General features: G+C 63.8%; 22 protein-coding genes. 8 read left to right on the top strand and 14 right to left on the bottom strand.

Going from position 1 to position 26,203, the window contains the following annotated elements; genetic code table 11:
• Positions 1 to 145: 145 nt before the first annotated feature.
• From G7007_RS12505 to G7007_RS12475, 7 genes are all read right to left on the bottom strand, one after another.
• Positions 146 to 2,713 (bottom strand): bifunctional diguanylate cyclase/phosphodiesterase, encoded by a 2,568-nt coding sequence (locus tag G7007_RS12505; protein WP_181102149.1) that lies wholly within the window; start codon positions 2,711 to 2,713, stop codon positions 146 to 148.
• A gap of 129 nt (positions 2,714 to 2,842) precedes the next feature.
• Positions 2,843 to 3,175 carry a DUF3325 domain-containing protein gene (locus tag G7007_RS12500; RefSeq protein WP_181102147.1) on the bottom strand — a complete coding sequence of 111 codons (333 nt, stop codon included), beginning with the start codon at positions 3,173 to 3,175 and terminating at the stop codon, positions 2,843 to 2,845.
• Between the two features lies 1 nt (position 3,176).
• Positions 3,177 to 4,742, bottom strand: coding sequence for a PepSY-associated TM helix domain-containing protein (locus G7007_RS12495; RefSeq protein ID WP_181102145.1), 1,566 nt, complete (start codon positions 4,740 to 4,742; stop codon positions 3,177 to 3,179).
• On the bottom strand, positions 4,739 to 5,026 hold the full coding sequence (locus G7007_RS12490; protein WP_181102143.1) for a DUF3649 domain-containing protein: 288 nt from the start codon (positions 5,024 to 5,026) through the stop codon (positions 4,739 to 4,741). The genes G7007_RS12495 and G7007_RS12490 overlap by 4 nt, the downstream gene beginning before the upstream one ends.
• An 89-nt stretch (positions 5,027 to 5,115) precedes the next feature.
• The gene (locus G7007_RS12485; RefSeq protein ID WP_181102141.1) at positions 5,116 to 7,341 is read right to left on the bottom strand and encodes a TonB-dependent siderophore receptor; all 2,226 of its coding nucleotides are present in this window, start codon (positions 7,339 to 7,341) and stop codon (positions 5,116 to 5,118) included.
• A gap of 138 nt (positions 7,342 to 7,479) precedes the next feature.
• Entirely contained in the window at positions 7,480 to 8,817 is a 1,338-nt protein-coding gene (locus G7007_RS12480; RefSeq protein ID WP_181102139.1) for a sensor histidine kinase, read from the bottom strand.
• Complete coding sequence (locus G7007_RS12475; RefSeq protein ID WP_181102137.1) at positions 8,814 to 9,536, bottom strand: response regulator transcription factor; 723 nt, start codon at positions 9,534 to 9,536, stop codon at positions 8,814 to 8,816. Before G7007_RS12475 ends, G7007_RS12480 begins: the two co-directional genes overlap by 4 nt.
• Positions 9,537 to 9,789: 253 nt before the next feature.
• Here G7007_RS12475 and G7007_RS12470 point away from each other — a divergent pair, with 253 nt between their 5' ends.
• Genes G7007_RS12470 through G7007_RS22530 form a run of 3 tightly spaced genes read left to right on the top strand, consistent with a single transcriptional unit; the run spans position 9,790 to position 11,442 of the window.
• Complete coding sequence (locus G7007_RS12470) at positions 9,790 to 10,485, top strand: 3-oxoacid CoA-transferase subunit A (RefSeq protein WP_181102135.1); 696 nt, start codon at positions 9,790 to 9,792, stop codon at positions 10,483 to 10,485.
• Positions 10,486 to 10,493: 8 nt separating this feature from the next.
• Positions 10,494 to 11,135: a 3-oxoacid CoA-transferase subunit B gene (locus G7007_RS12465; RefSeq protein WP_181102133.1), complete on the top strand. Its 642-nt coding sequence runs from the start codon at positions 10,494 to 10,496 to the stop codon at positions 11,133 to 11,135.
• Positions 11,136 to 11,142: 7 nt separating this feature from the next.
• The gene (locus G7007_RS22530; RefSeq protein WP_375139493.1) at positions 11,143 to 11,442 is read left to right on the top strand and encodes a UbiD family decarboxylase domain-containing protein; all 300 of its coding nucleotides are present in this window, start codon (positions 11,143 to 11,145) and stop codon (positions 11,440 to 11,442) included.
• Here the strand turns inward: G7007_RS22530 and G7007_RS12455 are convergent.
• The 6 genes from G7007_RS12455 to G7007_RS12430 form a co-directional block, all read right to left on the bottom strand.
• On the bottom strand, positions 11,395 to 13,140 hold the full coding sequence (locus tag G7007_RS12455) for an MOSC domain-containing protein (protein WP_181102129.1): 1,746 nt from the start codon (positions 13,138 to 13,140) through the stop codon (positions 11,395 to 11,397). The genes G7007_RS22530 and G7007_RS12455 overlap by 48 nt on opposite strands.
• Before the next feature lie 199 nt (positions 13,141 to 13,339).
• Positions 13,340 to 14,830, bottom strand: a complete 1,491-nt coding sequence (locus G7007_RS12450; protein ID WP_181102127.1) for an aldehyde dehydrogenase — start codon at positions 14,828 to 14,830, stop codon at positions 13,340 to 13,342.
• Positions 14,831 to 14,842: 12 nt separating this feature from the next.
• Positions 14,843 to 15,736 (bottom strand): dihydrodipicolinate synthase family protein, encoded by an 894-nt coding sequence (locus tag G7007_RS12445; protein WP_181102125.1) that lies wholly within the window; start codon positions 15,734 to 15,736, stop codon positions 14,843 to 14,845.
• 65 nt (positions 15,737 to 15,801) lie between these two features.
• Positions 15,802 to 17,130, bottom strand: coding sequence for an MFS transporter (locus G7007_RS12440; protein WP_181102123.1), 1,329 nt, complete (start codon positions 17,128 to 17,130; stop codon positions 15,802 to 15,804).
• A 186-nt stretch (positions 17,131 to 17,316) separates the two neighbouring features.
• A complete protein-coding gene (locus G7007_RS12435; protein ID WP_181102122.1) occupies positions 17,317 to 18,636 on the bottom strand; it encodes an NAD(P)/FAD-dependent oxidoreductase in 1,320 nt (439 codons plus the stop codon).
• A 95-nt stretch (positions 18,637 to 18,731) separates the two neighbouring features.
• Positions 18,732 to 19,448: a GntR family transcriptional regulator gene (locus G7007_RS12430; RefSeq protein WP_181102120.1), complete on the bottom strand. Its 717-nt coding sequence runs from the start codon at positions 19,446 to 19,448 to the stop codon at positions 18,732 to 18,734.
• Between the two features lie 403 nt (positions 19,449 to 19,851).
• Between G7007_RS12430 and G7007_RS12425 the strand changes: the two genes are divergently transcribed.
• From G7007_RS12425 to G7007_RS12405, 5 genes are all read left to right on the top strand, one after another.
• Entirely contained in the window at positions 19,852 to 20,703 is an 852-nt protein-coding gene (locus G7007_RS12425) for a glycine betaine ABC transporter substrate-binding protein (RefSeq protein ID WP_181102118.1), read from the top strand.
• 73 nt (positions 20,704 to 20,776) lie between these two features.
• Complete coding sequence (locus tag G7007_RS12420; RefSeq protein WP_181102116.1) at positions 20,777 to 21,886, top strand: quaternary amine ABC transporter ATP-binding protein; 1,110 nt, start codon at positions 20,777 to 20,779, stop codon at positions 21,884 to 21,886.
• Complete coding sequence (locus G7007_RS12415; protein WP_181102114.1) at positions 21,883 to 22,740, top strand: ABC transporter permease; 858 nt, start codon at positions 21,883 to 21,885, stop codon at positions 22,738 to 22,740. The genes G7007_RS12420 and G7007_RS12415 overlap by 4 nt, the downstream gene beginning before the upstream one ends.
• Complete coding sequence (locus G7007_RS12410; protein WP_181102112.1) at positions 22,727 to 23,578, top strand: ABC transporter permease; 852 nt, start codon at positions 22,727 to 22,729, stop codon at positions 23,576 to 23,578. The genes G7007_RS12415 and G7007_RS12410 overlap by 14 nt, the downstream gene beginning before the upstream one ends.
• Before the next feature lie 66 nt (positions 23,579 to 23,644).
• Positions 23,645 to 24,688, top strand: a complete 1,044-nt coding sequence (locus G7007_RS12405; RefSeq protein WP_181102110.1) for a GlxA family transcriptional regulator — start codon at positions 23,645 to 23,647, stop codon at positions 24,686 to 24,688.
• Positions 24,689 to 24,727: 39 nt separating this feature from the next.
• Here the strand turns inward: G7007_RS12405 and gabP are convergent, their stop codons facing one another.
• The gene (gene gabP, locus G7007_RS12400; protein ID WP_181102107.1) at positions 24,728 to 26,128 is read right to left on the bottom strand and encodes a GABA permease; all 1,401 of its coding nucleotides are present in this window, start codon (positions 26,126 to 26,128) and stop codon (positions 24,728 to 24,730) included.
• Positions 26,129 to 26,203 lie beyond the last annotated feature (75 nt).

Raw genomic sequence — 26,203 nt, 5'->3', positions numbered from 1 at the left:
CCATGAAAGCCTTACTGAACGCAGATGCATAGCTCGCTTTGATGAGCGTGGTGATCGCAAGCATCCTGCATGCCGAAAGCCGTGCCATTGAAATTGCGCCCGCCACGCCCGTTGCCCTGGATCTCAAGAGGATGAACGAAGACGCCTAATTGACCAGGGTCGATTCGATCATCCGGCTGAAAGCCGCTGCCTCCACAGGCTTGCTAAGGTAATAACCTTGTCCCTCATCACAGGCCACGGATTTCAAAAGCTCCAGATGCTCCGGCGTCTCGATCCCCTCCGCCGTGACGGTAAGCGACAACGCGCGCCCCAGCCCCACGATGGCCGTGATGACCGAGCGATCACCCTCGCTTTCTCCAAGATGACTGACGAAGCTCTTGTCGATCTTCAAGCCATCGAACGGGAACGTACGCAGGTAGCTGAGCGATGAGTAGCCGGTGCCGAAATCATCCATCGCCAACCGCACGCCAAGGTCCTTGAGCGCACGCATGATGACCAGCGTACCGCTGGCATCTTCCAGCATGACGCTTTCGGTCAGCTCGAGCTCCAGGCGCGCCGCGCTGAGTCCGGAATGCGAAAGCGCACTGCCCACACGCTCGGTCAACAGCGCCGACTGGAAATCCTTCGGCGACAGGTTCACGGACACGAACAAGTCATCGGGCCAGCGCACCGCATCGGCGCACGCCGTGTGAAGCACCCAATCGCTCAATGCGGTGATCAGCCCTGTCTCCTCGGCGATCGGGATGAAGGTGTCCGGTGACACCAGGCCGCGATCGGGATGCTGCCAGCGAACCAGCGCCTCGGCCCCCACCATGTGCCCATCGCTGATACGAAAGCGAGGCTGGTAATACAGACGCAGTTCGCCGTGCTTGATGCCGTAGCGCAGGTCGTTTTCCAGACGCCTGCGCTCTATGATCCGGGCATTCATCTCGCCCGCGTAGAAGCGCCAGGTGCCCCGCCCGCTGGTCTTGGCCTCGTAGAGCGCAATGTCGGAATAGCGAAGAAGCTCAGCGGCCTGCGAGGCATCCCCTGGGGCCAGCGCGATCCCGATGCTCGCGCTGATATGAACGTCCTGGCCCTCGAGGTGCATCGGCTGCTCGACGCAATGGATCAGCCGCTCGCACAGGGCCTCGATCTCCGCATGGTCACCCATGCCGGTGATGATCATGACGAACTCATCGCCGCCTATGCGAGCGATCAGGTCTTCGCTGCGCACGCAGTCTCCCAATCGCCGCGCGGTTTCCAGCAGCACCCGGTCACCGACGGCATGCCCCAGCAGATCGTTCACCGGCTTGAACCGGTCCAGGTCGATGCTGAGCATCACCAACGGGGCTTCACCGGCTGACGAGAACGCCAGTTTCCCTTCCAGGAAATCGCGAAGACGCTTCCTGTTCGGCAGGCCCGTCAGCACATCGTGCTCGGACAGGTACTCGACCCGCTTGCGCGCTTCGACTTCTGCTGTGATGTCCGTCGCCGTGCCGCGGTAGCCCAGCCCATCCATTTCCTTGGCGGTCACGCGGACGATCCGTTGCGCGCCCTGACTATCCAGGCATCGGCACTCGAGCGTCGCATTGACCCCGTGTGACCGTCGACCCGACCATTCGAGGATGCCGCCATGCTCGCCCACAAACAGCGCATCTATCCGCGTGCCCAGCCAGGCGGCCACGGCCAGCCCGGTGATCGTCTCGAACCGTTCGGAGAGGTAGGTGAAACGCCCCTTCTCGTCGATCTCCCAGATCCAGTCCGAACTGGCCTCCGCCACGTCTCGGAAGCGCGCCTCGCTATCGGCCAATGCTGCCCGACTGCGCTGTACCTCGGCGTAGCTCTGATCCAGATAGCGTGCCATGGAGGTGATGCGCCGCAAGGACATCCACATCATCACATAGACCACCACGCCCAGCAGGCCGAGCAAGGGCAGGATGAACGTCAGCATCTCACGCCCTGGGGTGGGCGCTCGCCACAGGAGCGTCCCAGCCCTGCCCTCGTCGCCCAGCGCCAGTCGCGCGTCGGCAGACGGCGCCTGGCGTGCAAGCCGCAGGTGTTGAATACCAAACTGCTGGCCCAGCGCTTCAAGGCGGTGACTGTCCAGCAACTGGGTGAACACGAGTACGGACGCCTCCCCGGCCTCTCGCGTTACCGTAGGATCTGTCGAAGGGGTGAGCGCCGCTGCAGCGACGAGCGCCAATACGCCGTCCACGTTGAGGAATGCGCTGACCGACTTTTCGTGTGGTTCCTCAGCCCTTGCCGCCTGCAGGAGGTGGTCGATGGGTTGGCCAAGCCACGCCGAAGCCGAGACCGGGGCAAGCGACCCATTGATGACGGCATAGACGGTCTGCCGAGCACCCTTGACGACGAAAAGACCGTTGATACCGAAATCGGCATACAAGGTGGCCCCGAGATTTCCCTGCACGAAGGCCCAGTCCGTATTGACCTCGCTGTGAAGGTTTCGGTAGGCATCGCCCCAGAATGCATAATCCTCGATGGTAGTCTGAGAAGCGCTCACCAGTGATTCGACGGCCTTCTCCACCAGGAGCTTCGCCTTCTTCGCTTCCGACCGATCCAGCCCCAGCGCGAAGTAGACCGAGATGACACCGGCTGCCAGGATGACCAGCGTCAGAAAGCCCGTGAACATGAACAGAACGGTTCTGGCCAGGCCGACACTGGAGTGTGGGCGCTGCTCACGGGTGGAAGCGTCAGGCAGGATGGAGGTCATGGTCGGCCGAAAAGTTGAATGATGGCGCTACGATATCGACTGACAGCGTTAACTCTTTAGCGCATTCGATCGAGCCTGATGGGATGGACAGGCGTCGGGTTTCTCGCCGCCTGTAGCCGAAGCCTCAGCTCAGAGCAGCGCAACGACACCTAACACAGGCCAACCGAGCAGCGCCAGACACATCGCCAGCTGCGGGTGATAAGGCAATACCAGCACCAGGGCCAGCCCGGCGAGCGAGATCAGGCCACACCAGCCGATCGGCCCCATGGCCCAGCCCCAGGCCGCCACGCTGGCCGCGAAGCTGGCGGCCAGGGCGAGCCAGCCCAGGGTTCTGAGGCAGAGGCGCAAGCGCCGTGCGGGCAGCCGCTGCCAGACCTGCTTGTAGTGCCGCTCCAGCCCCAGGCATAGCCCGAGCATGCCGCTGTAGGCCAGCAGCAGGCCCGTGGATAACACCAGACTCATGTCAGCTGGCCTCCAATGGATGAACCGCCTTGCCGCGAGTGGCGCGTTCCTCGATCGGCCGACCGACTTTCCAGCAGCACCAGCCCAGCAACGCGCCGATGACGACGGTGGTGGTTTCCAACGGGATATAGGCACCCCAGCTGACGGTAACGGCGTTCAGCAGCGGCAAGCCCAGGCACAGCACTGCCGCAAGGCCAAGCTGCTCCCGCCAGGCACGCCACACTGGACGGGCGATGGCATGGCCCAGACTGACCAGCCAGACCAGGAAGAACACCCGCACTTCCCAACCACCGCGCTGCGCCAGCTCGACGGGCAGCAGACGGTTGGCCCACAGCAGGCTCACGCAGGACAGCGCAAGGCCTGCCATCACGCTGACGTTGAGGCGCTCGGCGACGTGGTAAAGCAGTGCGCCTAGCGCGCCTTCAGCGTCATGTCGACGCCGCCGCTTGACGGTGAACAGCACCAGGCCGGTGGCGATCATGGCGCAACTGACCAAGCCGCACATGAAGTACAACCAACGCATCGGATAACCCCCGAACTGGGCGAAATGCATGCCCGACATCACCCGTTGCGTCAGCAGGCTGGGTCGGCTCTCGGCCGGCGCACGCAGCACGTTGCCGCTGACCCCCTCGAAGACCATGCTCTGGCCCTTGGTCAGCTCGATGCGGTTGCCCAGTACCGGGCGCACTTCGATCCGCGCATCGCTGCGCCCGGGGTTGTGGATCGAAACACTCGATACCGTCCCCATGCGCCGCTCTGCTTCGGCCAACACCGGGCCAAGGGACGTCAGTGGCGCCGGCTCGCCTTGCGCCTTGACGGCCTGGTCACGTCCCCCCTGCCCGCCAGGCCGGGCACTGGCAGGCTGTTCGGCAGGCAGGCCGCGCAGGGCCCGGTTCAGGGCCTCACGGTTGCCATCGAACAAGGCATCGGAGGCGGCCGGCATGTAGATCAGGTAGAAGATCACCAGCCCGGTATAGGTGATCATCAGGTGGAATGGCAGCACCAGCACTGCCGTGGCGTTGTGCGCATCGAGCCAGGAGCGTTGTCCTTTGGCCGGGCGGAAGGTGAAGAACTCCTTGAAGAACTTCTTGTGGATGACGATACCACTGGTCAAAGCGGCCAGCATCGCCATGGCCGCCAGGCCGACCACCCAGATACCGAGGGCGCGTGGCAGGTTGAGGGTGAAATGGAAGCGGAAGAAGAAACCACCGCCTGCGGTCTCGCGCACCTCCAATGGCTCGCCGGTCCCAGGGTCCAGCGCAGTGCCGCCGCCGCGGCGTTGCTCGCCTGTCGAGACGCTCAGCGTGGGAGAACGCTCGGTCGGCAGGCCGATGTTCCAGGCACTGGCGCCTGGATGGTTGGCGTGGAGGTAGCCCAGTGCGGTTTGCACCGCCTGGGCCTGACTCAAACCAGACTGGGGAATTTCAGGGCGCATCCAGCCGTCGATTTCCTTGTCGAACACTGCCAGGGTGCCGGTGAGGAAAATGGCGAACAGGATCCAACCGAAAATCAAACCGCACCAGGTGTGCATCCACGACAGCGACTGAGTGATGGTCTTGCGTTTCATTTCACGCTCTCCATCAGCTGCGGCCAGAAGCCGACCACCGCCAGGGGCAGCGCCAGTGCCAGGCCAGCCCAGGCACGTCGGGCACTGCGGCAGGCGAATGCCCAAAGCACCGCGCCGGTGTACACGGCGAACGACGACAACGTCACGCTGATCAACGCATCCACCTCGTCGATCGGTAGCACACGCGCCAGGGCCGCGGTGAAGGCGTAGGTGAAGCCATAGCCACCGGCGATGGCGGCAATGATCCGTGAGAGCATGTCCCAGGAGAAACGTGGTGTTTTCATCTGCGTTTTCATCAGTGGCGAACACGGCAAGACCCAGCCCGCTCAGGGCTGGGTCCGAGGCCACCGCGGTGGCCAGGCTGCAGTGACTGTCAGAACGAGGTGGTGATCGATGCGTAGAACGCTCGTCCCGGTTCGTTGTAGGTGGCTGCACCGGCGCTGGTACCCGCGCCTTCGCGGTACACGCGCTTGTCGAACAGGTTGTTGATGCCAGCGCCGAACGACAGATTCTTGTTCACCTCGTAGGTGCCGCCCATACCCCAGACGTGGTACGGGTCGAGGGTTTCGAGCTCGTTTGCATTGATCACGCTGACGTCGCGGGTCGGGTTGAATCTGCGGGGCTCCTGCTTGCCGTAGTAGGTGCCGGTCAGGCTCAGGGACAGGGCCTGGGTCACCTGCCAGTCGAGCATGGTGTTGACGGTGTATTCCGGGACCACGCTCAAGGGGTTGCCGTCGTTGTCTTCGTTGGCGTCCATGTAGGTGAAGTTGGTATTCCAGCTCAGGGTCTCACCGGCTTCGCCCAGCAAGGGTACGCCGACGTAGCCTTCCCAGCCCTTGACCACGGCGTCCTTGGCGTTGTCCCAGCGCAGGATGGCTTCGTTGGTAGACGTGCGGCCGACCAGATCGTTGGACGAGGTGATCTTGTTGTCATAGTCGTTGCGGAAGTAGGTCAGGCCAGCGGTCCAGCCTTCGCGGGCAAAGGCGATACCCAGCTCTTTGTTGATGCTGATTTCAGGATCGAGGTCCTTGTTACCCAACACATAGCAACCATTGGAGGCCAGGCTTGGTGCACAACCGTTGCCGTTGCTGCGGTACAGGTAGTTGGGGTTGGACTGGTACAGGTTCGGCGCTTTGAACGCGCGGGCGATGCCGGCCTTGAGGGTGACGTCCGGGGTGAGCTTGTACGAGCTGTTCAGGCTCGGGCTCCAGTTGGCGCCGAACTGATCGTGGTGGTCCAGGCGCAGGCCGGGGGTCAGGTACCAGTCCGGGGTCAGCTCGATATTGTCCTCGACGAACAGTGCCATCATGGTCGCGTCCATGTCGGTCGGGCGGGTACCGGCGGCGGAATTGGGCAGCGTGCTGCCGACGGCGCGGTCCAGGGTGCCTGGGTCGTCCAGTTCCTGGTAGTTCCACTCGGCGCCCAGGGTGAGGGTTTGCGGACGCAGGAACTCCAGCGGCACGTCGACCTGGCCTTGCAGCAGATAGCTGTCGTAGGTACTGGTGGTCTTCTCGTCACTGTTGATGTCGCCATCCACGCTGCCGGTCATCCCTTCCTGCAGGCGGTTGTTGCGGGTGTTCTCGTACTGCGCTACCACCCGTGAAGAGCCCCAGTCCCAATCGCCACGGTGGGTCACGGAAAAGTCCTGGCGGTACAAGGTGTTGGTCTCGCGACCTACCCACTGGTTGATGACATTGCCTGGCGTGAGCGACGTCGTCCCGCCCGTACCGACGTCACCGGCGTAGATATTGCCTTGGCGGCTGAAACCGGTCTCGACGTCAAGGGTCTGCTGATCGTCCAGCGCCCAGCTCAGCAAGGCCTTGATGTCTTTGTTGCGCACACCTTCACGGCCCGCAGCCAGGGACGCGCCCTGCGCGGTATGGTCCTGGTTGATGTCGGCGTCGTCGGCGTCGGTCTTGTTCAGGTTGCCGTACACGCGGAAGGTCAGCGAGTCGGTCAGTGGGCCAGCCAGGCTGAAGGTGGTGCGCTTGGTCACGCCCTCGGCGTCGTCTTCGGGCAGGTTGGTGAACGCCGTGATGCTGCCGGTCATGTGCTGGGTCGGGCGTTTGGTGACGATGTTCACCACACCCCCCATCGAACCGGAACCGTAGCGGGCCGCTGCCGGGCCGCGCAGCACCTCGATGCTTTCGACCTGATCGGCCGGTACCCAGTTGCTGTCGCCACGGGTGTCGCGCTCGCCGGCACGGGTATAGCGCACCGAGTTGCGCGAGGTGACCGGCTTGCCGTCGATGAGGATCAGGGTGTTTTCCGGCCCCATGCCACGCAGGTCGATCTGCCGGTTGTTGCCCCGAGAGCCGCTGGCGCTGTTGCCGGTCAGGTTCACGCCGGGCATCTTGCGGATGATTTCCGACAGGTCGTTGACCGGTGGGCGCTTCTTGAGGTCTTCGTCGGTGATGATCGATACGCCCGAGGCCTGCTTCAGCTCTTCTTCGGCACTGGCCACCACCTGGGTTTCGTGCAGCTCGATTGCCTGGCTCTGGGCGTTGTCAGCCTGCTCATCGGTGGCGGCCAGCAGGGCCGACGGGGACGCGGCCAGCAAGGCCAGGCAGAGATGGTTGAGCTTGAATCGGGGCTGCATCGAAACACTCCTTGCTATGAATTAATGCAGGCAGGAGCGTACGGCTTCGGTTGGCAGCGCATTCGGCTCGCTCCGGACCTGCCCGGAACGAGGGCGAATGCTATAGGTTCGCAATTGAGAGTAAATCTTTTTTACATTCTATACACTTGGCATGCGCAGCGTGATGCGCAGACCTGGGGTGCGGTTTTGCGCCCATACAGCGCCACCCTGCAATCGGCTCACGCTACGAGCGATCGACAGGCCGAGGCCGAAGCCCTCTCCACCTGGGCGCGCGGCGTTGAGCCGGGTGAAGGGCTGGAAGATCGATTCGAGCTTGTCGGGCGCAATGCCCGGGCCTTGATCCTCGATCCACAGATGCCAGTCATCGCCTTGCCGGTGGCCGCCCAACGTCACCACACCGTCGGGCGGTGAATGGCGTATGGCATTGCGCAGCACGTTTTCCATGGCCTGGGCCAGGCTGTTCAGGTGCCCCAGCACCACGCAGTCGTCGGGTAGCGCGTTGCGCAAACGCTCTGGCGACCAGCCGCTTTCGTAGCAGGCGTCTTCGCACAGCACGTCCCACAGGCGCCCAATGTCCACAGGCGCGAGCGGTAGCGTCGGTCGCTCGGTGTCCAGCCAGACCAGTTCCAGAATGCCGTTGATCAACTGCTCCATGCCCTGTACTTCCCGCTCCAGACGCTGGCGCAGCGCGACGGGATCCTGCTCGCGCTCACCGGTGACCCGAAGGCGGCTGAGTGGAGTGCGCAGTTCGTGGGACAGGTCGCGCAATAGCTGGCGCTGAAAGCCCACCGTGTTTTCCAGTCGGCCGGCCATATGATCGAAGGCCCGCGCCAACTCACCGAGTTCGTCACGGCGAGCGGCCAGCTGGCTACCGACCCTGGCCGACAGGTCGCCGGCACTGAGGGCCATGGCCTGCCTGCGCAAAATGGCCAGGGGCGCGATCACCTTGCGATACAGCAGCACACCCAGACCGAAGGCCAGGCAGGCGGGCAACAGCCGCTCCAGCAGCAAGCGCCAGAGGTGGTTGTACTTGCGAGGGTCGAGCCGTGCTGGCAAGTCCATCACCAGTCGGGCTTCGCTGCGCTGGAACGGCACGTAGAATGTGGGTGTGCCACCTGGGCGACCAACCGACCATTCGAGCGATCGCATGAAATGCAGCCGTTTGCGCTCGCGGTCGCGCAAGGGTTGCGATGACAGCGACTGATCGTTCAGCCCGACCACCGCAGCCCAGACGCCCTCCTGTGCCTTCAAACGGGCGAGGAACGTATCGACGTCCGGGGTGCCGCCCGCTTCCCAGGCACGTTCGGCCTCCTCGGCATAACCGGACAGCACGTGTCGAGCCGGCTCGCCAAGGGTCGAGGTAGCCATTTCGAGGCGCCGGCTGACGTCCACATGCAGGCTTATCACCAGCAGACTCAACAGTGCGATTCCACCCAGCAGCGTCCAGAACAGTGAGTGGCGGTCAGGCAGCGTCATGGCAGCACGCGCTTGAAGACATAGCCCGCGCCTCGTACCGTTTCGACCCGGCCTGCGCTGTAGCCGATGTCCTGCAGCTTGCGACGAATATGGCTGACGTGCATGTCCAGGCTGCGGTCGTGAATCGAATAGGCACGGTTCAAGGCTTGCTGGTAGAGGAAAGTCTTGCTCAGCACCTCGCCCTGGGCCTGCAACAAGGTCTCGAGAATGCGGTACTCGCTGCTGGTGAACCCGGCCCAGCGGTTGTCGTGGCTGACATCGCCGTGCAACGTGTCGAACGACAGGCCCGAGTCATGGGGCAGCGCAAGGTGTGCCGGTGCCTCTCGCTCGTAGGCCACCCGCCGCAGAATGGCTTCGATGCGCACGTCCAGCTCCGCTATGCTGAAAGGCTTGGGCAGATAGTCGTCGGCCCCTTGGCTGAAACCGACGATGCGGTCCTGCTCGGCCCCCAGTGCGGACATCAGGATGACCGGCACACGCTGTTTGCGCCGTAGCTCGACGAGCGTCTCGAGCCCGTTGCTGTCCGGCAGCATGATGTCCATCAACACCAGATCGTAACCGCCCTCGCTCAACAATGCCGGCACCCCGTCAGCGCTATGGCGCAGGGTTACGGCAAAGCCCCGCTCAGCCAGATGGCTGTCGATGTGGGCCGACAGTACGGGGTCATCTTCAATGGCGAGAACACGAACGGTACGAGGGAGGGTGATGGCCGACTGCATGGGAAAACCTTGCGAGTGAAAACAATTCTTAATAAGTATTGTGTGCTGAGTGCACGTCGGCCGGCAACACCTTGATCACAGGGGGACATCAGTGCTGAACATGAACCGCCTCCCAGGCCCAAGAACCGTTCGGTAACCGCACGGTTACAGTGCCCTCCTCTCTATTCCTCCCTCCATGTGCGGCAAGCTACCCAAAACGCCCGAAACGATCTTCGCGCGCCCTGCCCCTCGCCTCATTACCCGGAGCCCTGCCGTGATCGACAAGACCCACCCCTCCATCGCCAGCGCCGTCGCCGGCATCACTGATGGCTCGACCCTGATGGTCGGCGGTTTTGGCACTGCCGGCATGCCTTCGGCGCTCATCGACGGCCTGATCGCCCTCGCCCCCCGCGACCTGACCATCATCAGCAACAACGCCGGCAACGGCGACACCGGCCTGGCCGCGCTGCTCCAGGCCGGCTGCGTGCGCAAGGTCATTTGCTCGTTCCCGCGCCAGTCCGACTCCTACGTGTTCGATGCCCTGTACCGCGCCGGCAAGATCGAGCTGGAGGTGGTGCCGCAAGGCAACCTGGCCGAACGCATCCGCGCCGCAGGCTCGGGCATCGGCGCGTTCTATTCGCCGACCGGCTACGGCACCCTGCTCGCCGAAGGCAAGGAAACCCGCGAGATCGACGGCCGCCAGTACGTGCTGGAGATGCCGCTGCACGCCGACTTCGCGCTGATCAAGGCGCACCATGGGGACCGCTGGGGCAACCTGACCTACCGCAAGGCGGCGCGCAACTTCGGCCCGATCATGGCCATGGCCGCCAAGACCGCCATCGTCCAGGTCGACTGGATCGTCGAGCTGGGCGAACTGGACCCGGAACACATCGTCACCCCCGGCATCTTCGTCCAACGCGTGGTGGCCGCGCCTGGCGTTGCCGCCGCTTCCCTCGCCCATGCATCCTGAGGCCTGCCATGACCATCACCCGAAAGCGCTCCCGTACCGACATGGCCCAGCGCGTGGCCGCCGACATCCAGGAAGGTGCCTACGTGAACCTGGGCATCGGCGCGCCGACCCTGGTGGCCAACTACCTGGGCGACAAGGACGTGTTCCTGCACAGCGAGAACGGCCTGCTGGGCATGGGCCCCAGCCCGGCGCTTGGCGAGGAAGACGACGACCTGATCAACGCCGGCAAGCAGCACGTGACGCTGTTGCCTGGCGGCGCCTATTTCCACCATGCCGACTCGTTCTCGATGATGCGCGGCGGCCACCTGGACATCGCCGTGCTGGGCGCCTTCCAGGTCTCGGTCAGGGGGGACCTGGCCAACTGGCACACCGGGGCAGAAGGCGCGATCCCGGCCGTGGGCGGCGCCATGGATCTGGCCACCGGAGCGCGCCAGGTGTTCGTGATGATGGACCACCTGACCAAGACCGGCGAGAGCAAGCTGGTCGCGGAATGTACCTACCCCTTGACCGGCATGGGCTGCGTGAGCCGTATCTACACCGACCTGGCCGTGCTGGACGTGATCCCTGAAGGGCTGAAAGTGGTCGAGATCTGCGCGGACGTGACGTTCGAGGCGTTGCAGGCACTCAGTGGTGTGCCGCTGATGGAGTAACGGTGCCATCGGGCAGATCTGGGGCGAATGGGTCGCGCTGGGCAAGCCGATGCCCTATGCACTGGTACAGGGACCGGCACCGGCGATCTCGTGCCTGCCCGGCATGCCGCTGCCTGCGGAGGTGGACGAAGCCGACTTCGTCGATGCACTGGCTGGGGAACTGGCCGGCGCAGACATCCTGACACCCGTCCAAGCCCGCACTGTCCTCCCTGGCCGTGCGGAATCGGCGCTCACCCCAAGCGATGGCTCTGCGACGATCTCAGCAGTCGAGACGAAGATCGCTGGCAGGGACAACGGCGCACATTAGCGCTTGCCCCGACTTGACGCTGGCTGTACCGGTCAACGTGAACACCTCGCCCTCCAGCAGCGTGCACGCACAGGTCTGGCACAACCCGGCACGGCAATGGGCCGGTCTCACGAGGCCTTTGGCTTCGGCAAAGTTCAAGAGCGTGCCGTCCGCCGGATGCCAGACGGCAGAGAACCCCGAGCGGCCAAAGGTCACGGTGAAGGGGCCCGACTGGGGGATGGGTCGCATCTCGACCACGGTGTCTGGCGTCGCGAAACTGTCCATGTGCAAGCGGTCGACGCTCTCGACGCGCTCTGCGCAGGCCAGGACCTGGGCTTGGAAACCCTCGGGCCCGCAGACATGGATGGCCGCGCCACGGGCAGCCGCGTCGGCGATCAACGCATCGAGGGACGGACGGCCCGCCACCGCGCCTTCGATACCCTCAGCGCCCTGGGTCACGTGCAGCGTGGCAATACCGGCCTTGAGCCGCGTCAGCAGCGCGGTCACCTCCTCCCACAGCGCCAGCTCATTACCGGCGCGCACACTGTGCACGACCTGCACGGGCCGGTCGTAGCCGGCGTCGACGAGCGCTTGCAGCTTGGTGATCGTCGGCGTGATGCCGATGCCTGCCGTCAGGAAGAGATTCGCAGGGGTCTGCAGGTCGATACTGGGCGGCCCGAAGGGCCCGCTCAACTGCAGGGACTGACCGACCTGCAGGGCATGGATGGCCTTGGAGCCGACACCCTCGCCCTGCTTCACGGTCAGGCGCACCCGATCACCGTCGATGCCTGAAACGGTATAGCGCCGCCAGGCGCCCTCCACCGTCAGCCGATGCAGCGCGACATGCTGCCCCGCCACGAAATCGGCCAGCGAGCCCAGCCCGGCGAGACGGTCCTGCAGCCAGACCGAGCGAATGCCCTGCGCCTCTTCGACGATGTCGACGACCTCGACGGGCCGTGGCCACGAGACCAGGGCAGGCACCTTCGGCACCCGTGTCGCGATGGCCAACGGGGCTGGATAGTGGTGCTGTGTAGGACTGACCGCGTCACCAGGCGCCAGATCCCCTGCGCGCTCGACGCGCGCATACACACCGCAGTACAGGTGACCGAAGTGCCGATTGAGCTGCGCCGGCAGGTTCATATCCAGCTCGCCTGTCTGCGGGTTCACCGATGTGGCGCTGCAGCGCTTGGTAGGACGGACGATCGACAGTTGGGCCTGGCCGATATCGACCCCCCTTCCCAGCCAGTCGAACTCCGAAAAGGGTTCGGCCTCGATGTAGAGGTTGGCCCGAAAGCGCATGGGGTCCAGCGACATGCCCAGCAGCGTGGACAAAGCCTTTACCGTGCGGACATTGATGATCGACAGTGCCGAGTCGTCGAAATCCCAGTGTCCGAGGCCGTCCTTGCGTTGGACGACCTGGGTGTGCGCACCGAAGCGTTCGATCAGGCCCTCGGGGTTGCTCAGCAGATCGCCAGCCCCGGCAGCCCGTCGCTCGTGGAGCGTCGCCGCACCCGCGCGACGTCCGGGTACGAAGTGGACCAGCCCCGGGTTGGTCGTCAGTTGCTGGAACGGAGCCGCGCCTGCGGGCGCTCCACTTCGAGTGATGCCTACGACACGATCACCGGGGATACCTTGGCCGCAGACGAGCGAAACGCGGTCGAGGGATTCACCTTCGAAGCCTTTTATGGGGTAACGGAACAGCGAAACGACATGTGCCATCAGTCATGCCCTCCTCACGGTAACCACCTGAGCGAGCCCTGGTGCGCTGGCGCCTTGCGATGGCGGCGATCACGCTCACGACCCTCCAGATGCGAAGAAGCCACTGCCTAGGGGGGCAGTGGCCAGTTGCGCGCCGAACTCCGTCAGAACAGCGCAGCGTGTGCGGGCGCATGCGACAAGGCCGCATGCGCCCTACCCGTCACGAAGCGTTGATCCAGATGGTCTTGAGCTCCGTGTACTGGTCATGGGCCCAGATGGACTTGTCACGTCCACCAAAGCCAGACTCCTTGTAGCCACCGAACGGCGTGCTCACATCCCCCTCGCCGAAGCAGTTGACCGTCACCACGCCCGCGCGGATTTCACGCGACAGGCGCAGTGCGTTGCGCAGGCTGCCGGTGTAGGCCGAGGCGGCCAGGCCGTACACGGTGTCGTTGGCCAGCTCGATGGCTTCGTCGAAGGTCTCGAAGCTGGTCACGCTCAGCACCGGACCGAAGATCTCTTCGACGAACAGCTTGCTGTCGCGGCCCACGTTGTCGACGATGGTCGGCTGCACGAACACACCCTCTTCGGTCTCGCCGCCCTGAACGATGCTGAGTTTCTGCTCGACAGCGTAGTCCAGGTACGACTTGACCTTCTCGAAGTGCGACGCGCTGACCATCGCGCCCAGGCGGTTGTCCGGGTCGAGCGGGTCGCCCAGTTTCCAGTCCTTCAGGTGCTTGGCCATCAGGCCCAGCAACTCGTCCTTGACGTCCTTGTGCACGATCAGGCGCGAGGATGCCGAGCAGTTCTCGCCCATGTTCCAGAAGGCACCGGCGGTGACGAACTGGGCCACTTCGTCCAGGTCTTCGCAGTCGTTCATGACCACGGCCGGGTTCTTGCCACCCAGCTCCAGGACGATGCGCTTGAGGTTGGACTCGGCCGCGTACTTGAGGAACAGCCGGCCGGTGTCGGTGGAGCCGGTGAAGCTCACCATCGGAATGTCCATGTGGCGACCGATGGCCTCGCCCACTTCACGGCCACCGCCTGGTACCAGGTTGAATACACCTGCCGGAATGCCGGCCTCATGGGCCAGTTCGGCCACACGCAGGGCGCTGAGGGTGGTTTCCTTGGCCGGCTTGACCACGATCGAGCAGCCAGCCGCCAGCGACGGGGCGATCTTCCAGGCCAGCATCAACAGCGGGAAGTTCCATGGCAACACCAGGCCGACCACGCCGATGGCCTCGCGCACGACCATGGTCACGGCAGCGTGGCCGGTCGGGGCCGTGGCGTCGTAGATCTTGTCGATCAGCTCGGCGTGCCAGCGGATCGTATGGATGGTTTCCGGCACGTCCACGGTCTGGCATTCGCTGACCGGCTTGCCGCTGTCCAGGGACTCGAGCACCGCCAGTTCATGGGCGTTGTCTTCGAGCAGCTGGGCGAACTTCTGCAGCACGTGCTTGCGGTCGTTCGGCTGCATCTTCGACCAGGTGCCTGCCTCGAACACGCGCTTGGCCGCGGCCACGGCGACGTTCACGTCGTTGACGTCGCAGGCGGCGACTTCGACCAGCTGCTGGCCGGTGGCCGGGTTGGTGGTGACGAAGGTGCGGCCCGACTGGGCATCGCGGAACTGGCCGTCGATGAACGCCTGGGTGCGCAGTTGCAGGTCGGCGGCGATCGCCGCGTAGCCTTCTTTGCTCAGCAATTCAGTCATGTTCAGGGCTCCTTAGTGGATCTGGGCGATGGTGGCCTTGAGTTCGGTGACCACGCGCTGGAGTTCCTGCTTCTCGGCAGCGTCCAGGTCGGACAACGGCTTGCGCACGCCGCCGGTGCTCAGGCCGTTGAGGGCGACACCGTTCTTGATGGCCTGGACGAACTTGCCGCCTTCGAGGAAGTCCATCAGCGGCATCATCGCGGCCATGATCTTGCGGCCCTTGTCGAAGTTCTTCTCGATCACGCAGGCCTCGTACAGGGCCACGTGCTCGCGTGGGATGAAGTTGGAACCGGCGCAGACCCAGCTCTTGGCGCCCCAGGCGAAGAATTCCAGGGCCTGGTCGTCCCAGCCGCAGGACAGCTGGATGTTCGGGCGGTGGATGGCCAGGCGGTGCAGTTGCGCCATGTCACCGGAGCTTTCCTTGATGGCGACGACGTTCTTGACCTCGGCGATGGCGTCGAAGAATGCCTCGCCCATGCTCACGCTCATGCGGCCCGGGTAGTTGTAGAGCATGATCGGCAGGCCGGCAGCCGCGTCGATGGCTTTGACGTGATCGGCGATTTCCTGCTGGGTCGGCAGCGCGTACGGCGGGGTGCCGACCAGCAGTGCGTCGGCCTTGATCTCCCTGGCATGCTGGGCGAAGGTCACGGCGTCTTCGGTGCGAATGCCACCGGTGCCGACGATCAGCGGCAGACGGCCGTTGAGCACGTCCTTGGCCTGGGCGGCCAGGTCGAGGCGCTCTTGGGTGGTGTGGGCGTAGTACTCGCCGGTGGAGCCACCGATGATCACGCCATGGATCTTCGACTCGACCAGGTACTCGAGCACGTTGGCGAATGCGGCCTTGTCGATCGAGCCGTCCGCAGCCAGCGGGGTGATTGCCGGGGTGTAGATGCCTTCGAATGTCACGGTAGGTGCTTCCTGTTCAGGGTGTTGAAGACCGCGACGCCGGGCGCCGCGACGGGGTACGGGCTTCAGGCGAGCGAGGCGGCCTGTTGCAGGTTCATCGAGCGGGTTTCCGGGGCCAAGGCCAGCGAGAAGGCCAGGCCGACGAAGGTGACCGCAGCGGCGGCGTACATGGTGGCGCTGATGCCGTAGCTATCCAGGGCCATGGGCACCAGCCAGGTGCCGACGGCGGCCCCGATCCTCGACATCGACGTGCCCACGCCCACGGCGCCGGCACGGATCTCGGTGGGGAACAGTTCGTTGGGGTAGACCAGTTGCAGCACCTGGGCACCGCCGATGAACAGTGCGTAAGCACCGAACAGCGCCAGGATCAGCATCTCGGAGCCGTTGCTGAAGGCGCCCAGGCCCAGCAAGGCCAACCCCGACCAGAAGAAGCTGTGCAGCAGCGTGGTCCGCCGTCCCAGCCCGTTGAGCAGGCGGGTGGCGATGATGCAGCCCACGACGAACAGGCAGGTGATGGCGACCGAACCGATCGAGGCCCAGTCCCCTTTGAGGTTGAGCGCGCCGAGCACTTTCGGGGCGAACGCGTAGACGGCGAAGACCGGGATCACCGAACACGTCCAGAACATGGTGACGAACAACATGCGCTTGCCATAGCCGGAGTGCAGCAGGCTGAGGAACGACAGGGCGCGCGTCTTCGGCTCTTCCGGCAGGTTGCGCAGGGAGAAATCGTTGCCATACACGCGCTTGATCACCTGCTCGGCCTCGGCCTCGCGGCCTTTGCTGATCAGCCAGCGCGGCGACTCTGGCGTGCCCAGGCGCAGGGCGAACAACACGCCACCGATCACGGCGGCGCTGGCCAGCACCAGGCGCCAGGCCTCGTCGCCGCCATGATGGAGGATGGCCTCGCCGACCATGTAGGCCAATGCCGCACCGGCAAACCACAGCACGGTCAAGGTGGCCAGGCGCGGGCCGCGGTTCTTCTTCGGCAGAAACTCCACCAGCAGCGAGGTGGCCACGGGGTACTCGATACCGACCGCGATGCCGATGGCGAACCGCAACAAGAACAGGGCCAGTGCCGACTCGACCCAGAACTGCGCGATGGAGGACAGGATGAACAGGGCCGGCCCGACGAAGAACACGCGTTTGCGGCCGAACCGATCGGTCAGCCAGCCGCCGAAGAAGCCGCCGAAGAAAATGCCGATCAGGGCCGATGCGGCGATCATGCCTTGCCAGAAACTGGTCAGCCCGAGCCCGACGGACATCTGGGCCATGGCCACGCCCACGATACTCAGTACATAACCATCGACGAAGGACCCGCCGCCGGAGCGGACGGTCAACAATTGATGGAAACGATTAATAGGTACATCTTCGATGGATACAGTGGACATTGTCATTATTCTCTCCTGCCATGACCAAAGAACAGCCGATTGACGAACGAGCGCGTCCGCGAAACTGAATACGTCGTTCAGTTCCGTCGTGCCGAGGGAAGGCCCCGACCGTCAACAGCACGCAATAGATACTGCAGGCCAGGCGTATCAGGGCCTGGCAAACATCAACGCGATCACGCGTCGTTCAGGGATTCAACTTTCCTTGCCCGCGCGGTATTGCCCCCACTTCAAGTTCATGTTCAAACCCAGCGAGACCAAGGGTGCCGGTGGGTTCGCACTGGGCCCTGGGGTCTGTCGCACGAAGTCGATCAGTTCGTTCTTTTCACCGGCCAGCCAGTCACCCAGCAACTTGCCGGTGGCCGTGCCTCGTGTAACGCCCAGGCCATTGCAGCACAAGGCGCCGTATATGGTGGGGGCCAACTCGCCGAAGTAACCCATGTGGTTGCGAGACATGGCCAATGCCCCACCCCAGGTGTACTCGAACGGCATATTGGACAGCATGGGGAAGCGGCGCTCGAAGGCGTCACGGTGACGGGCGACGAAGCGCGTGAGGTACTTCGGGTTGGCGCGCCCGTCCGGGTTGAAACTGAAACTGTTGCGGATCAGCAACCGGTTGTCCGGCGTTCGGCGCACGGTGGTGCCGAACGGGTCTGCGGGGATCACGCCCCAATAGGGTTTGCCACCCAATCGCGCCTGTTCCTCTTCGTTCATGGGCCGGGTCAGGCTGGCGTAGGTGAACACCGGCAGCATGCGCCCCTTGAGGAACCCGAAACTCATCCCGAAGGCATTGGTGGTGAGGATGAGCTTGTCGGCCGTGATCGAGCCATTGGCATGCTTGAGCAGCGTCTTGGCGCCGTGCACGATCCCGGTGATGGGGGTGCGTTCGTACAGGGTGACGTTCGCCGGCAGGCTGTCGGCCAGCCCCTTTACCAAGGCCGCAGGCTGAACGAGTGACGTGCCTGGCGTGAACAGGGCCTTACGGTAGAACGAGGTGCCGATGTGCGCCGGCAAGGCATCGGCGTCGATCATCTCGTAGGGTTGGTCGAGCTTGTCCAGGCCACGTCGGTAGGCCTCGAGCACGGCGATACCCCGTGGCTCGACAGCCGCCTGGTACTTGCCGCAGTGCTTCATCTGGCAATCGATCTGGTAACGCTCGACCAGGTCCTTGAGGTACGACTGACCGCTGAGGTTGAGCTTGAGCGTCGTCTTGGCGATGCCAATGTCGCCAATGTAATCCTCGGCACCGATGTCGTGGGGCAAGTCGATGGCGAAACCGGCGTTGCGGCCTGAGGAGCCGTAGCCGACTTCCTGGGCTTCGATCAGCACGATCTGATCGTCCGGGAAGTGCAGCGCCAGCTGGCGGGCGGCGGCCAGTCCGGTGAAACCGGCGCCGACGATGACCCAGCGTGCAGCGGTGTGCCCGCTGTGGGGTGCCTTGATGGGCCGCCCTTTGCTGAGGTGATACCAGCCACACGACGCGTCGTCGGCGGGCAACGAGGTGATCTTTGTCATTTCAGGAACCAGATATTGTTGTTAGCGTCTGTTCCTCATCGCGCCCCGCCCCACTCGACATGCTGCCGGGTGATGGCGCGGCGGTGAGCCTTACTTCATAACGTCAATGCCACATCCATGCCTTGGGGTGCCGCGTACTCGGCCATGCGCCGACGCGACAGTTCCATGTGCTCCCTGGCCAGTCGCCCGGCCGTTTCAGGATCGCGCCGCTCGATGGCCTCGATCATCTGATCGTGCTGCTGGCAGGCGAGCTCGAGATCGCGCTGCATGTCATCGGTGGTCGGGTGTCGATAGAAGATCTTGCCCAGCCGCGCGTGGTCGATCAGCAGCCGACGCAGGCTGGGTAGCAAGTATTCGTTGTGCGCCATCCGGCCGATCTCCAGATGGAAGGCGTCGTTGTGGAGCACGCGGTTCTCCACGTCCCGTTGCTCGATGGCCTGGCGAAAGCGTTCTTGAATCGCCTTGAGCCCTTCGATCTCCCGAGCCGTGGCATGGCTGGCAGCCAACTGGGTGGTGGCCACGTAGATCAACGGTGCAGCCAGAAAGAAGCTGCGCAGGGAATCGTGGTTCATCGCCGCCACACGTGGTGCCCGGTTGGCTTCCAGTTCGATGTAGCCCTCTGCGGCGATTTGCCGAAGCAGCTCACGCACGGGTGGTCGGGACAGACCGAATTCTTCGCACAACGCCAGTTCATCGACCACGGCGCCAGGTGCCAGCTCCATGCTCAGGATGCGGCGCCGCAGTGCATCGGCCAGTACGGCCTTGCGGTCCAGCGGTGCATCGACTGAGGCGGCGTCGGCAATGACTTTCATGGCGGCTTTCTTGGTTGTCATAGTGTTGTGTCTACAATTTGTATAATGAATATAGGAGCGGTTAGACAATGTGTCTACTGCTTTTTCGAGGGTGTGCGTAGGGTGGGCACTTCATCACGGACGTCACATTTCTGCCTGCGACAATAACATGTCCTTCTACGACAACCGGCTGTTGGCGAGATGACGCTAAAACCCTGATGAGCATTGAGTCTTGGCGTATTCCTATAGAATTCTCTCGGTATACATAAAGAATACAATTGCATTGACGGCCTTTTCCGCCCATGCCAGTCTCCCTCACGCAAGGACAGGTTCCACAGGCCGCGCATTGCTTGGCCATGCAAGTACGTCGGTGAATTTCAACAACAACAGGGCATTCATGCCCGCCCTACTGCAGGAGCTCCACATGAATCGTATCCGCAAGGCGTTGTGCGCGATCGCAATGGTCGGTCTGGGCTTGTGTCAGGCCCATGCCGAAGAGAAGGTCATCCACATGGGCACGTTGTCCTGGGAAGACCTCACGCCGATCACCGGCATCACCAAGAAAGTGCTGGAAGACGCGGGCTACACCGTCAAGGTGACCTCGTTCTCGGAATGGGGCATCGCCTACGCGGCGCTGAGCAAGGGTGATGTGCAGATCCTCGCCTCGCAGATCGACTATGTGGCGCAGGACTTCTGGAACCGTAACAAGAACCGCCTGGAAAAGATCTCGCCGGTGTCCCACGGGCTGTACCAGGCGATCGCCGTGCCCAAGTACGTGCCGATCGACTCGATCGAACAGCTCAACGAAAACGCCGACAAGTTCGGCAATAAGATCGTGGGCATCGAGCCGGGTTCGGGCCTGATGAGCGACGCGGCCAAGGCCGTCCAGACCTATGGCCTTAAGCTCAACCTGCTCGAGGGCAGCACCGCGGCCATGACCGCTGCGCTGAAGTCGGCGGTCGACCGCAAGGAATGGGTCGCGGTGACCCTCTGGGAACCGACCTGGATGGCCCTCAAGTACGACACCAAGTTCCTCAAGGACCCCAAAGGCGTGTTCGCACCGCCCCAAGGCTATTACTGGATCGGCCAGAAAGGCTTCTCGGCCGAGAACCCGCAGGCGCGTGAAGTCCTCGCCAGCGTCTACGTGCCCCTGGCCGATATCAGTGCCATCAACAGTGCCGTCAACGATGGCAAGACCATGGACCAGGCCATCAAGGACTGGACCGACGGTCACGCCGACCTGATCAAGCGCTGGGAAAACATCAAAAAATACTGACAGCAGCGCTTCACCTTGCCACTGCCGAACTTGACACAAGAACACACCAGAAGACTCTGGTTCGGGTGCACACATGAATACTAGCAATGTCGAAACACTGGTCGATTGCCGCGGTGTCTGGAAGATTTTCGGGGATCGCGCACCAGCCGCCATGCAGGCCTATCGCGAACGCGGCTTGAGCAAGACCCAGATCCTTCAGGAGTACGGCTGTGTCGTGGGGGTCTCGGACGTCGACCTGCAGGTCCGTCGCGGGGAGATCTTCTGCATCATGGGGCTGTCCGGCAGTGGCAAGTCCACGCTGATCCGTCTGCTCAATCGTCTCATCAGCCCCACCAGTGGCGAGATTCTGGTCAGGGGCCGCGACATCGCCCGGCTGGACGCAGCGTCGCTGCGCGAGGTACGGGCCAAGCACATCGGCATGGTGTTCCAGAGCGTCGCCCTGCTGCCACACCGCACGGTGCTGGAAAACGCGGCATTCGGCCTGGAAGTGCAAGGCGTGGCCAAGGGCAAGCGCCATGAGGTGGCCGGCAATGCCCTGGCCAAGGTCGGGCTGAGCGACTGGGCCAACCGCTACCCCAGCGAGCTGTCCGGCGGCATGCAGCAGCGCGTCGGCCTGGCCCGGGCGATCGCCTCGGACCCGGAAGTGATCCTGATGGACGAGCCGTTCAGCGCGCTCGATCCGCTGATCCGTCGGCAGCTGCAGGACGAATTCCGGCAACTGACCAAGTCCCTGGGCAAATCGGCCGTCTTCATCACCCATGACCTGGAAGAGGCCATCCGCATCGGCGACCGCATCGCCATCATGAAGGACGGTGTCATCATCCAGGAAGGCACTGCCGAAGAGATCGTCCTCAATCCGGCCGACGACTATGTGGCCGAATTCGTCGCCGGTATCTCGCGGCTGCATCTGGTCAAGGCCCACTCGATCATGCAGCCGCTGGCCGACCACCGTGCCCGGTATCCGCACCAGGATCCCGAGCAACTGGAATGTGCCAGCCCGGACAGCGACTTGCACAGCCTGATCGACCTGTTGATCCGCTCGGGGCACGACGCCGTAGGCGTGCGCGCGCACGGTGCGCTGGTGGGCGTGATCAGTCAGCGTGACCTGCTGCGTGCCGTGCAGGGCGTGCCTCCCGACCAGGCCGCCGTGCAGCCACATCTGTCCGTGGGAGGTCTGGCATGAACCTCACAGACTTCGCCTCTGCGTTCGACGAGACCGTCGACAACGGCCTGATATGGCTGTCCGACAATGCTGCAGACCTGTTCGACCTGTTCAACGACGTGCTCAAGGCCGTCTACCAGGCGGTCTACACCGTGTTCGAGTGGCCGCCGTTCTATGTCGTGGCGCTGCTGTTCGCCGTGCTGGCCTGGCGCCTGGCCGGTTGGCGCTTCGCCTTGGGCACCCTCCTCGCCCTGACGCTGTGCGCGATGATGGGCTTGTGGCCGCAGACCATGAGCACCCTCGCCCTGGTCCTCACCGCCACCTGCCTGGCCTTGCTCATCGGCGTGCCCTGCGGCGTGATCGCCGGGCTGTCCCCTGCCGTCAACCGCGTCTGCGAGCCGGCCCTGGACCTGGTGCAGACCTTGCCACCCTACATCTACCTGCTGCCTGCCATCGCCCTGCTCGGTTACGGCACCGGCACGGCCCTGGTGGCGACGGTCATCGTCGCCGTGCCCCCGGTGTTGCGCCTTACCGCACTGGGCGTGCGCATGACCCCTCAGGCCTTTCTCGAACTGGGTAACGCCAGCGGCACCACCGGCTGGCAGCAGTTCGTCAAGATTCGCCTGCCGTTTGCGCTGCCCAGTATCAGGACAGGCATCAACCAGAGCCTGATGATGGCCTTCGGCATGGTGGTGATTGCGGGTATCGTCGGCTCAGGTGGGCTGGGCGAGGTGATCTACAGCGCCATCCGTACCCTGGACATCGCCCGCTCGATCAACGCTGCCATCGCCATCGTGGTCCTCACCCTGGTTCTCGACCGTCTGGCCCAGGGCCGTCACCGCGACACCGAGGAGGCTGGTCATGGCGCTCACTGAACTGAACCTGTCCCCTGGCGCCTACCTGGCGCCGCTGTTCGACTGGCTGAACACCCACCTGCACGGGCTGTTCGCGGCCATCGGCCGTTTCGTCGAGACGATGCTCGGCGGGATCGAGGCGCTGCTCCTGCTGCCGCCGTTCTACGCGATGATCGCCGGGGTGTGCCTGTTGACGGCGCTGTTCATCAACCTGCGCAGTGCCGTACTGGCCGGCGTGCTGCTGGGCTTCTGCTGGCTCAGCGGCTTCTGGACCGCGTCCATGCAGACCATCGCCCTGGTGTCGGTGGCGGTGATCATCGCCGTGGGCGTGGCCTTTCCCTTGGGCGTGCTGGCCGCTCGCGTGAAGCGCATCGACAACGCGCTCGGCCCCGTGCTGAACGTCATGCAGACCGTACCGCCCTGGGTGTACCTGATCCCGGCCGTGATCATCTTCAGCCTGGGCAAGGTCCCGGCGATCATGGCCACCCTCATCTATGGCATTCCGCCCATGCTGCGCCTGACCACCCTGGGTTTTCGCCAGGTGCCCAAGGACCTGCTGGAACTCGGGCAGGCCACCGGTGCCAAGCCCGGCACCATCCTGTTCAAGATCGAACTGCCCAGCGCCATGCCCACCCTGCTGGTGGGCTTGAACCAGTGCATCCTGATGTCGCTGGCCATGGTGGTGTTGGCCGGACTGGTTGGAGCCGGCGGGCTCGGCGCCGAAGTGACGCGCGGCCTCACCCGGATGGAGATGGGCCTCGGGCTGCGTGCAGGGTTGGCGATCGTGGCGGTGGCGCTGCTGCTCGACCGGCTGTCGCGCGGCCTGCTCAGCCGCCGAGCGAGTCCGCTGCGCGTGTAAATCCTCTCCATACGGCAGGTCGTTCCGGCCTGCCTTTTCCATTGTCTGAACGAAGAGAAACACCCGTTGCGTCCGACTCGTAGCTTCAGTACCGCCCTCAATGGGCACAACGTACGCTTTACCCCCGCGGCAGAGTTGCCCACCCGTCCGCAGACGTGCGTGGGTTTTCTGCTGCTGGAGCACTTTTCTCTGCTGGCGTTCACCCAAGCGCTGGACACCTTGGTCACGGCCAACCTGATCCAGCCGCACGCCTGCGTCAGCACGACCTTCAGCCTGAACGGCCAGCCTGTCACCAGCGACCTGGGCATCGTCATCACGCCCGGTGCATCGCTGGATACCAGCCTCAAGGTGCCCTTGGACCTGTTGGTGATCTGCGGCGGCCTGCGCACCGCGCTGGTGGCCTCCCCCGACCTGAACGCGTGCCTGCAAGGGCTGGCGCGCAAAGGCGTAGCCCTGGCCGGGCTCTGGAATGGCGCCTGGTTCCTGGGGCAAGCCGGATTGCTGGACGGCTACCGCTGCGCCGTGCACCCCGAGCACCGCGGCGCCGTGGCGGAAATTGCCCGCCACAGCCATGTCAGCACCGACAGTTTCGTGGTGGACCGTGACCGCCTGAGTGCCGCCAGCCCGGGCGGTGCGTTCACGATGGTGCTGGAGTGGCTGAGCCAACGAAGAGGCACGGCCTTGACCGAGGGCATCACGGCCATCCTGGCGTTCGAGTCCTCGCGTTACCGGCGTACACTGCCGGCTCCTCAGGCCAACATCAGCGAACCCTTGCGTGAAGCGATCCACCTGATGAATGCCAATCTCGAAGAGCCCCTGAGCCAGGACCAGATCGCTACCTACGTCGGCCGCTCGAAGCGGCAGATCGGTCGTCTGTTCCAGCATCAGCTGGGTACGACGCCGGTGCGCTACTACATGGAGCTGCGCATCACCGAAAGCCGGCGCATGCTGCAGCACTCCGACCTGCCGCTGCTGGGGGTGGCCGTGGCCTGCGGCTTCGTCTCCGCCAGCCATTTCAGCAAGTGCTATACCGCGTTCTTCGGTCACAGCCCTTCGAAGGAAAAGCGCTTCGGTTGCGTCAAAAGCCGGCAACGTGAGCCAGGTCGGTAGCGTCCGTTCACCTCTTGACGGCGTACGGACGCTGCCCTGCTAGACGGTCTCGACCTTCGCCATCAGCGATGCCCGTTCGTGACGTCGGCTGGTGATGACCCCCACCAGCATGATCAGCCCTGCCAGACCTAGGGTCAACGACACCTCCAGCCGATGTTCTGGCATGACGAACATCACGCCCAGGGCGAAGACGATGAAGCCGATCACGGCATAGGTGAGCCAGGGGTAGAGCCACATCCTGAAGGCGATGACCTGGTGTTGTCGCTCCAGCGTCGCGCGCATGCGCAGTTGCGAGAACGCGATGGCCAGGTAGACCAGCAGTGCGATCGAACCTGAACTGGCCAGCAGAAAGCCGAACACCTCGGACGGCGCGAAATAGTTCACGACCGTGGTGGCCATGCCGATCAGCGTACTGCCGACCACGGCCGCACGCGGTACGCCCGCTGACGACGTACGGCCCATTACGCCGGGCGCGTCACCGCGCTTGGCCAGCGAAAACACCATGCGCGACGCGATGTAGATCGACGAGTTCAGGCAGCTCGCCACCGCGACCAGCACTACCAGGTCGACCATGAGCTTGGCGTAAGGAATGTCCATGAGCTCCAGTGCACGCTGGTAGGACCCGTGCGCGGGCAACAAGGGATCGTTCCACGGCACCACCGAGATGATGATGAAGATCGACAACAGATAGAACACGCTGATCCGCCAGATCACCGAGCGGGTGGCCTTGGCGATGTTGCGTGCAGGGTCGGCCGATTCGGAGGCCGCGATGGTGACCGCCTCGGTCCCCAAGTAGCTGAACATGGTGGTGAGCAAGGCACCGATGATGGCTGTCCAGCCATTGGGCATGAAGCCGCCATGGGCGCTCATCAACTGTGTCAGGCCACTGACCTCGCGCGCGGGAAAGCCGCCTGCCAGCGCCACACCGCCCAAGGCGATGAAGGCGACGATGGCGATCACCTTGAGCATGGCGAACCAGAACTCGAACTCACCGTACTTGGCCACGCTGAACAGGTTCGTGACCGTGAGCAGCACGGTCATCGACAGTGCGAAGCACCAGGGTTGCACCGCGGGGAACCAGTGGTTCAACACGACACCGGCGGCGATTGCCTCGATCGGTATGACCAGTACCCAGAACCACCAGTACAGCCAACCGATGGTAAAACCTGCCCATCGACCGATGGCGCGATCAGCGTAGGTCGAGAAGGACCCTGTGTCGGGGCTGGCCACCGCCATCTCGCCGAGCATGCGCATGACCAGCACTACCAGGGCGCCGGCCAACGCATAGGCCACGATGGCGGCAGGTCCTGCCGCCGCGATCGCCTGCCCTGATCCCACGAACAACCCTGCGCCGATCACACCGGCGATCGACAACATGGTCACGTGTCGAGGTTTGAATCCTTGCGCCAACTGACCGTCGGCCTTTCCAGACGTCGTCATCGTCATTCTGATCCCTGCTTTTGCTTTTGTTATGGGTGAGGTGCCGCACCGTTTCACCCTAGAAAGCGCGAACAG

Origin of the sequence: Pseudomonas entomophila (assembly GCF_013523125.1) — a bacterium.
Classification (GTDB): domain Bacteria; phylum Pseudomonadota; class Gammaproteobacteria; order Pseudomonadales; family Pseudomonadaceae; genus Aquipseudomonas; species Aquipseudomonas entomophila_B.
The sequence above is the reverse complement of the archived record's forward strand: the minus strand, read 5'-3'. Positions and strand labels throughout refer to the sequence as shown.

Excerpts from the sequence above, each read along its gene's own strand:
- G7007_RS12480 (WP_181102139.1), bottom strand. The coding sequence starts at position 8,817 with ATGACGCTGCCTGACCGCCACTCACTGTTCTGGACGCTGCTGGGTGGA.
- G7007_RS12475 (WP_181102137.1), bottom strand. The coding sequence starts at position 9,536 with ATGCAGTCGGCCATCACCCTCCCTCGTACCGTTCGTGTTCTCGCCATT.
- G7007_RS12485 (WP_181102141.1), bottom strand. The coding sequence starts at position 7,341 with ATGCAGCCCCGATTCAAGCTCAACCATCTCTGCCTGGCCTTGCTGGCC.
- G7007_RS12410 (WP_181102112.1), top strand. The coding sequence starts at position 22,727 with ATGGCGCTCACTGAACTGAACCTGTCCCCTGGCGCCTACCTGGCGCCG.
- G7007_RS12425 (WP_181102118.1), top strand. The coding sequence starts at position 19,852 with ATGAATCGTATCCGCAAGGCGTTGTGCGCGATCGCAATGGTCGGTCTG.
- G7007_RS12415 (WP_181102114.1), top strand. The coding sequence starts at position 21,883 with ATGAACCTCACAGACTTCGCCTCTGCGTTCGACGAGACCGTCGACAAC.
- G7007_RS12450 (WP_181102127.1), bottom strand. The coding sequence starts at position 14,830 with ATGACTGAATTGCTGAGCAAAGAAGGCTACGCGGCGATCGCCGCCGAC.
- G7007_RS12455 (WP_181102129.1), bottom strand. The coding sequence starts at position 13,140 with ATGGCACATGTCGTTTCGCTGTTCCGTTACCCCATAAAAGGCTTCGAA.
- G7007_RS12430 (WP_181102120.1), bottom strand. The coding sequence starts at position 19,448 with ATGAAAGTCATTGCCGACGCCGCCTCAGTCGATGCACCGCTGGACCGC.
- G7007_RS12420 (WP_181102116.1), top strand. The coding sequence starts at position 20,777 with ATGAATACTAGCAATGTCGAAACACTGGTCGATTGCCGCGGTGTCTGG.
- G7007_RS12505 (WP_181102149.1), bottom strand. The coding sequence starts at position 2,713 with ATGACCTCCATCCTGCCTGACGCTTCCACCCGTGAGCAGCGCCCACAC.
- G7007_RS12500 (WP_181102147.1), bottom strand. The coding sequence starts at position 3,175 with ATGAGTCTGGTGTTATCCACGGGCCTGCTGCTGGCCTACAGCGGCATG.
- gabP (WP_181102107.1), bottom strand. The coding sequence starts at position 26,128 with ATGACGACGTCTGGAAAGGCCGACGGTCAGTTGGCGCAAGGATTCAAA.
- G7007_RS12495 (WP_181102145.1), bottom strand. The coding sequence starts at position 4,742 with ATGAAACGCAAGACCATCACTCAGTCGCTGTCGTGGATGCACACCTGG.
- G7007_RS12490 (WP_181102143.1), bottom strand. The coding sequence starts at position 5,026 with ATGAAAACACCACGTTTCTCCTGGGACATGCTCTCACGGATCATTGCC.
- G7007_RS12465 (WP_181102133.1), top strand. The coding sequence starts at position 10,494 with ATGACCATCACCCGAAAGCGCTCCCGTACCGACATGGCCCAGCGCGTG.
- G7007_RS12440 (WP_181102123.1), bottom strand. The coding sequence starts at position 17,130 with ATGACAATGTCCACTGTATCCATCGAAGATGTACCTATTAATCGTTTC.
- G7007_RS12435 (WP_181102122.1), bottom strand. The coding sequence starts at position 18,636 with ATGACAAAGATCACCTCGTTGCCCGCCGACGACGCGTCGTGTGGCTGG.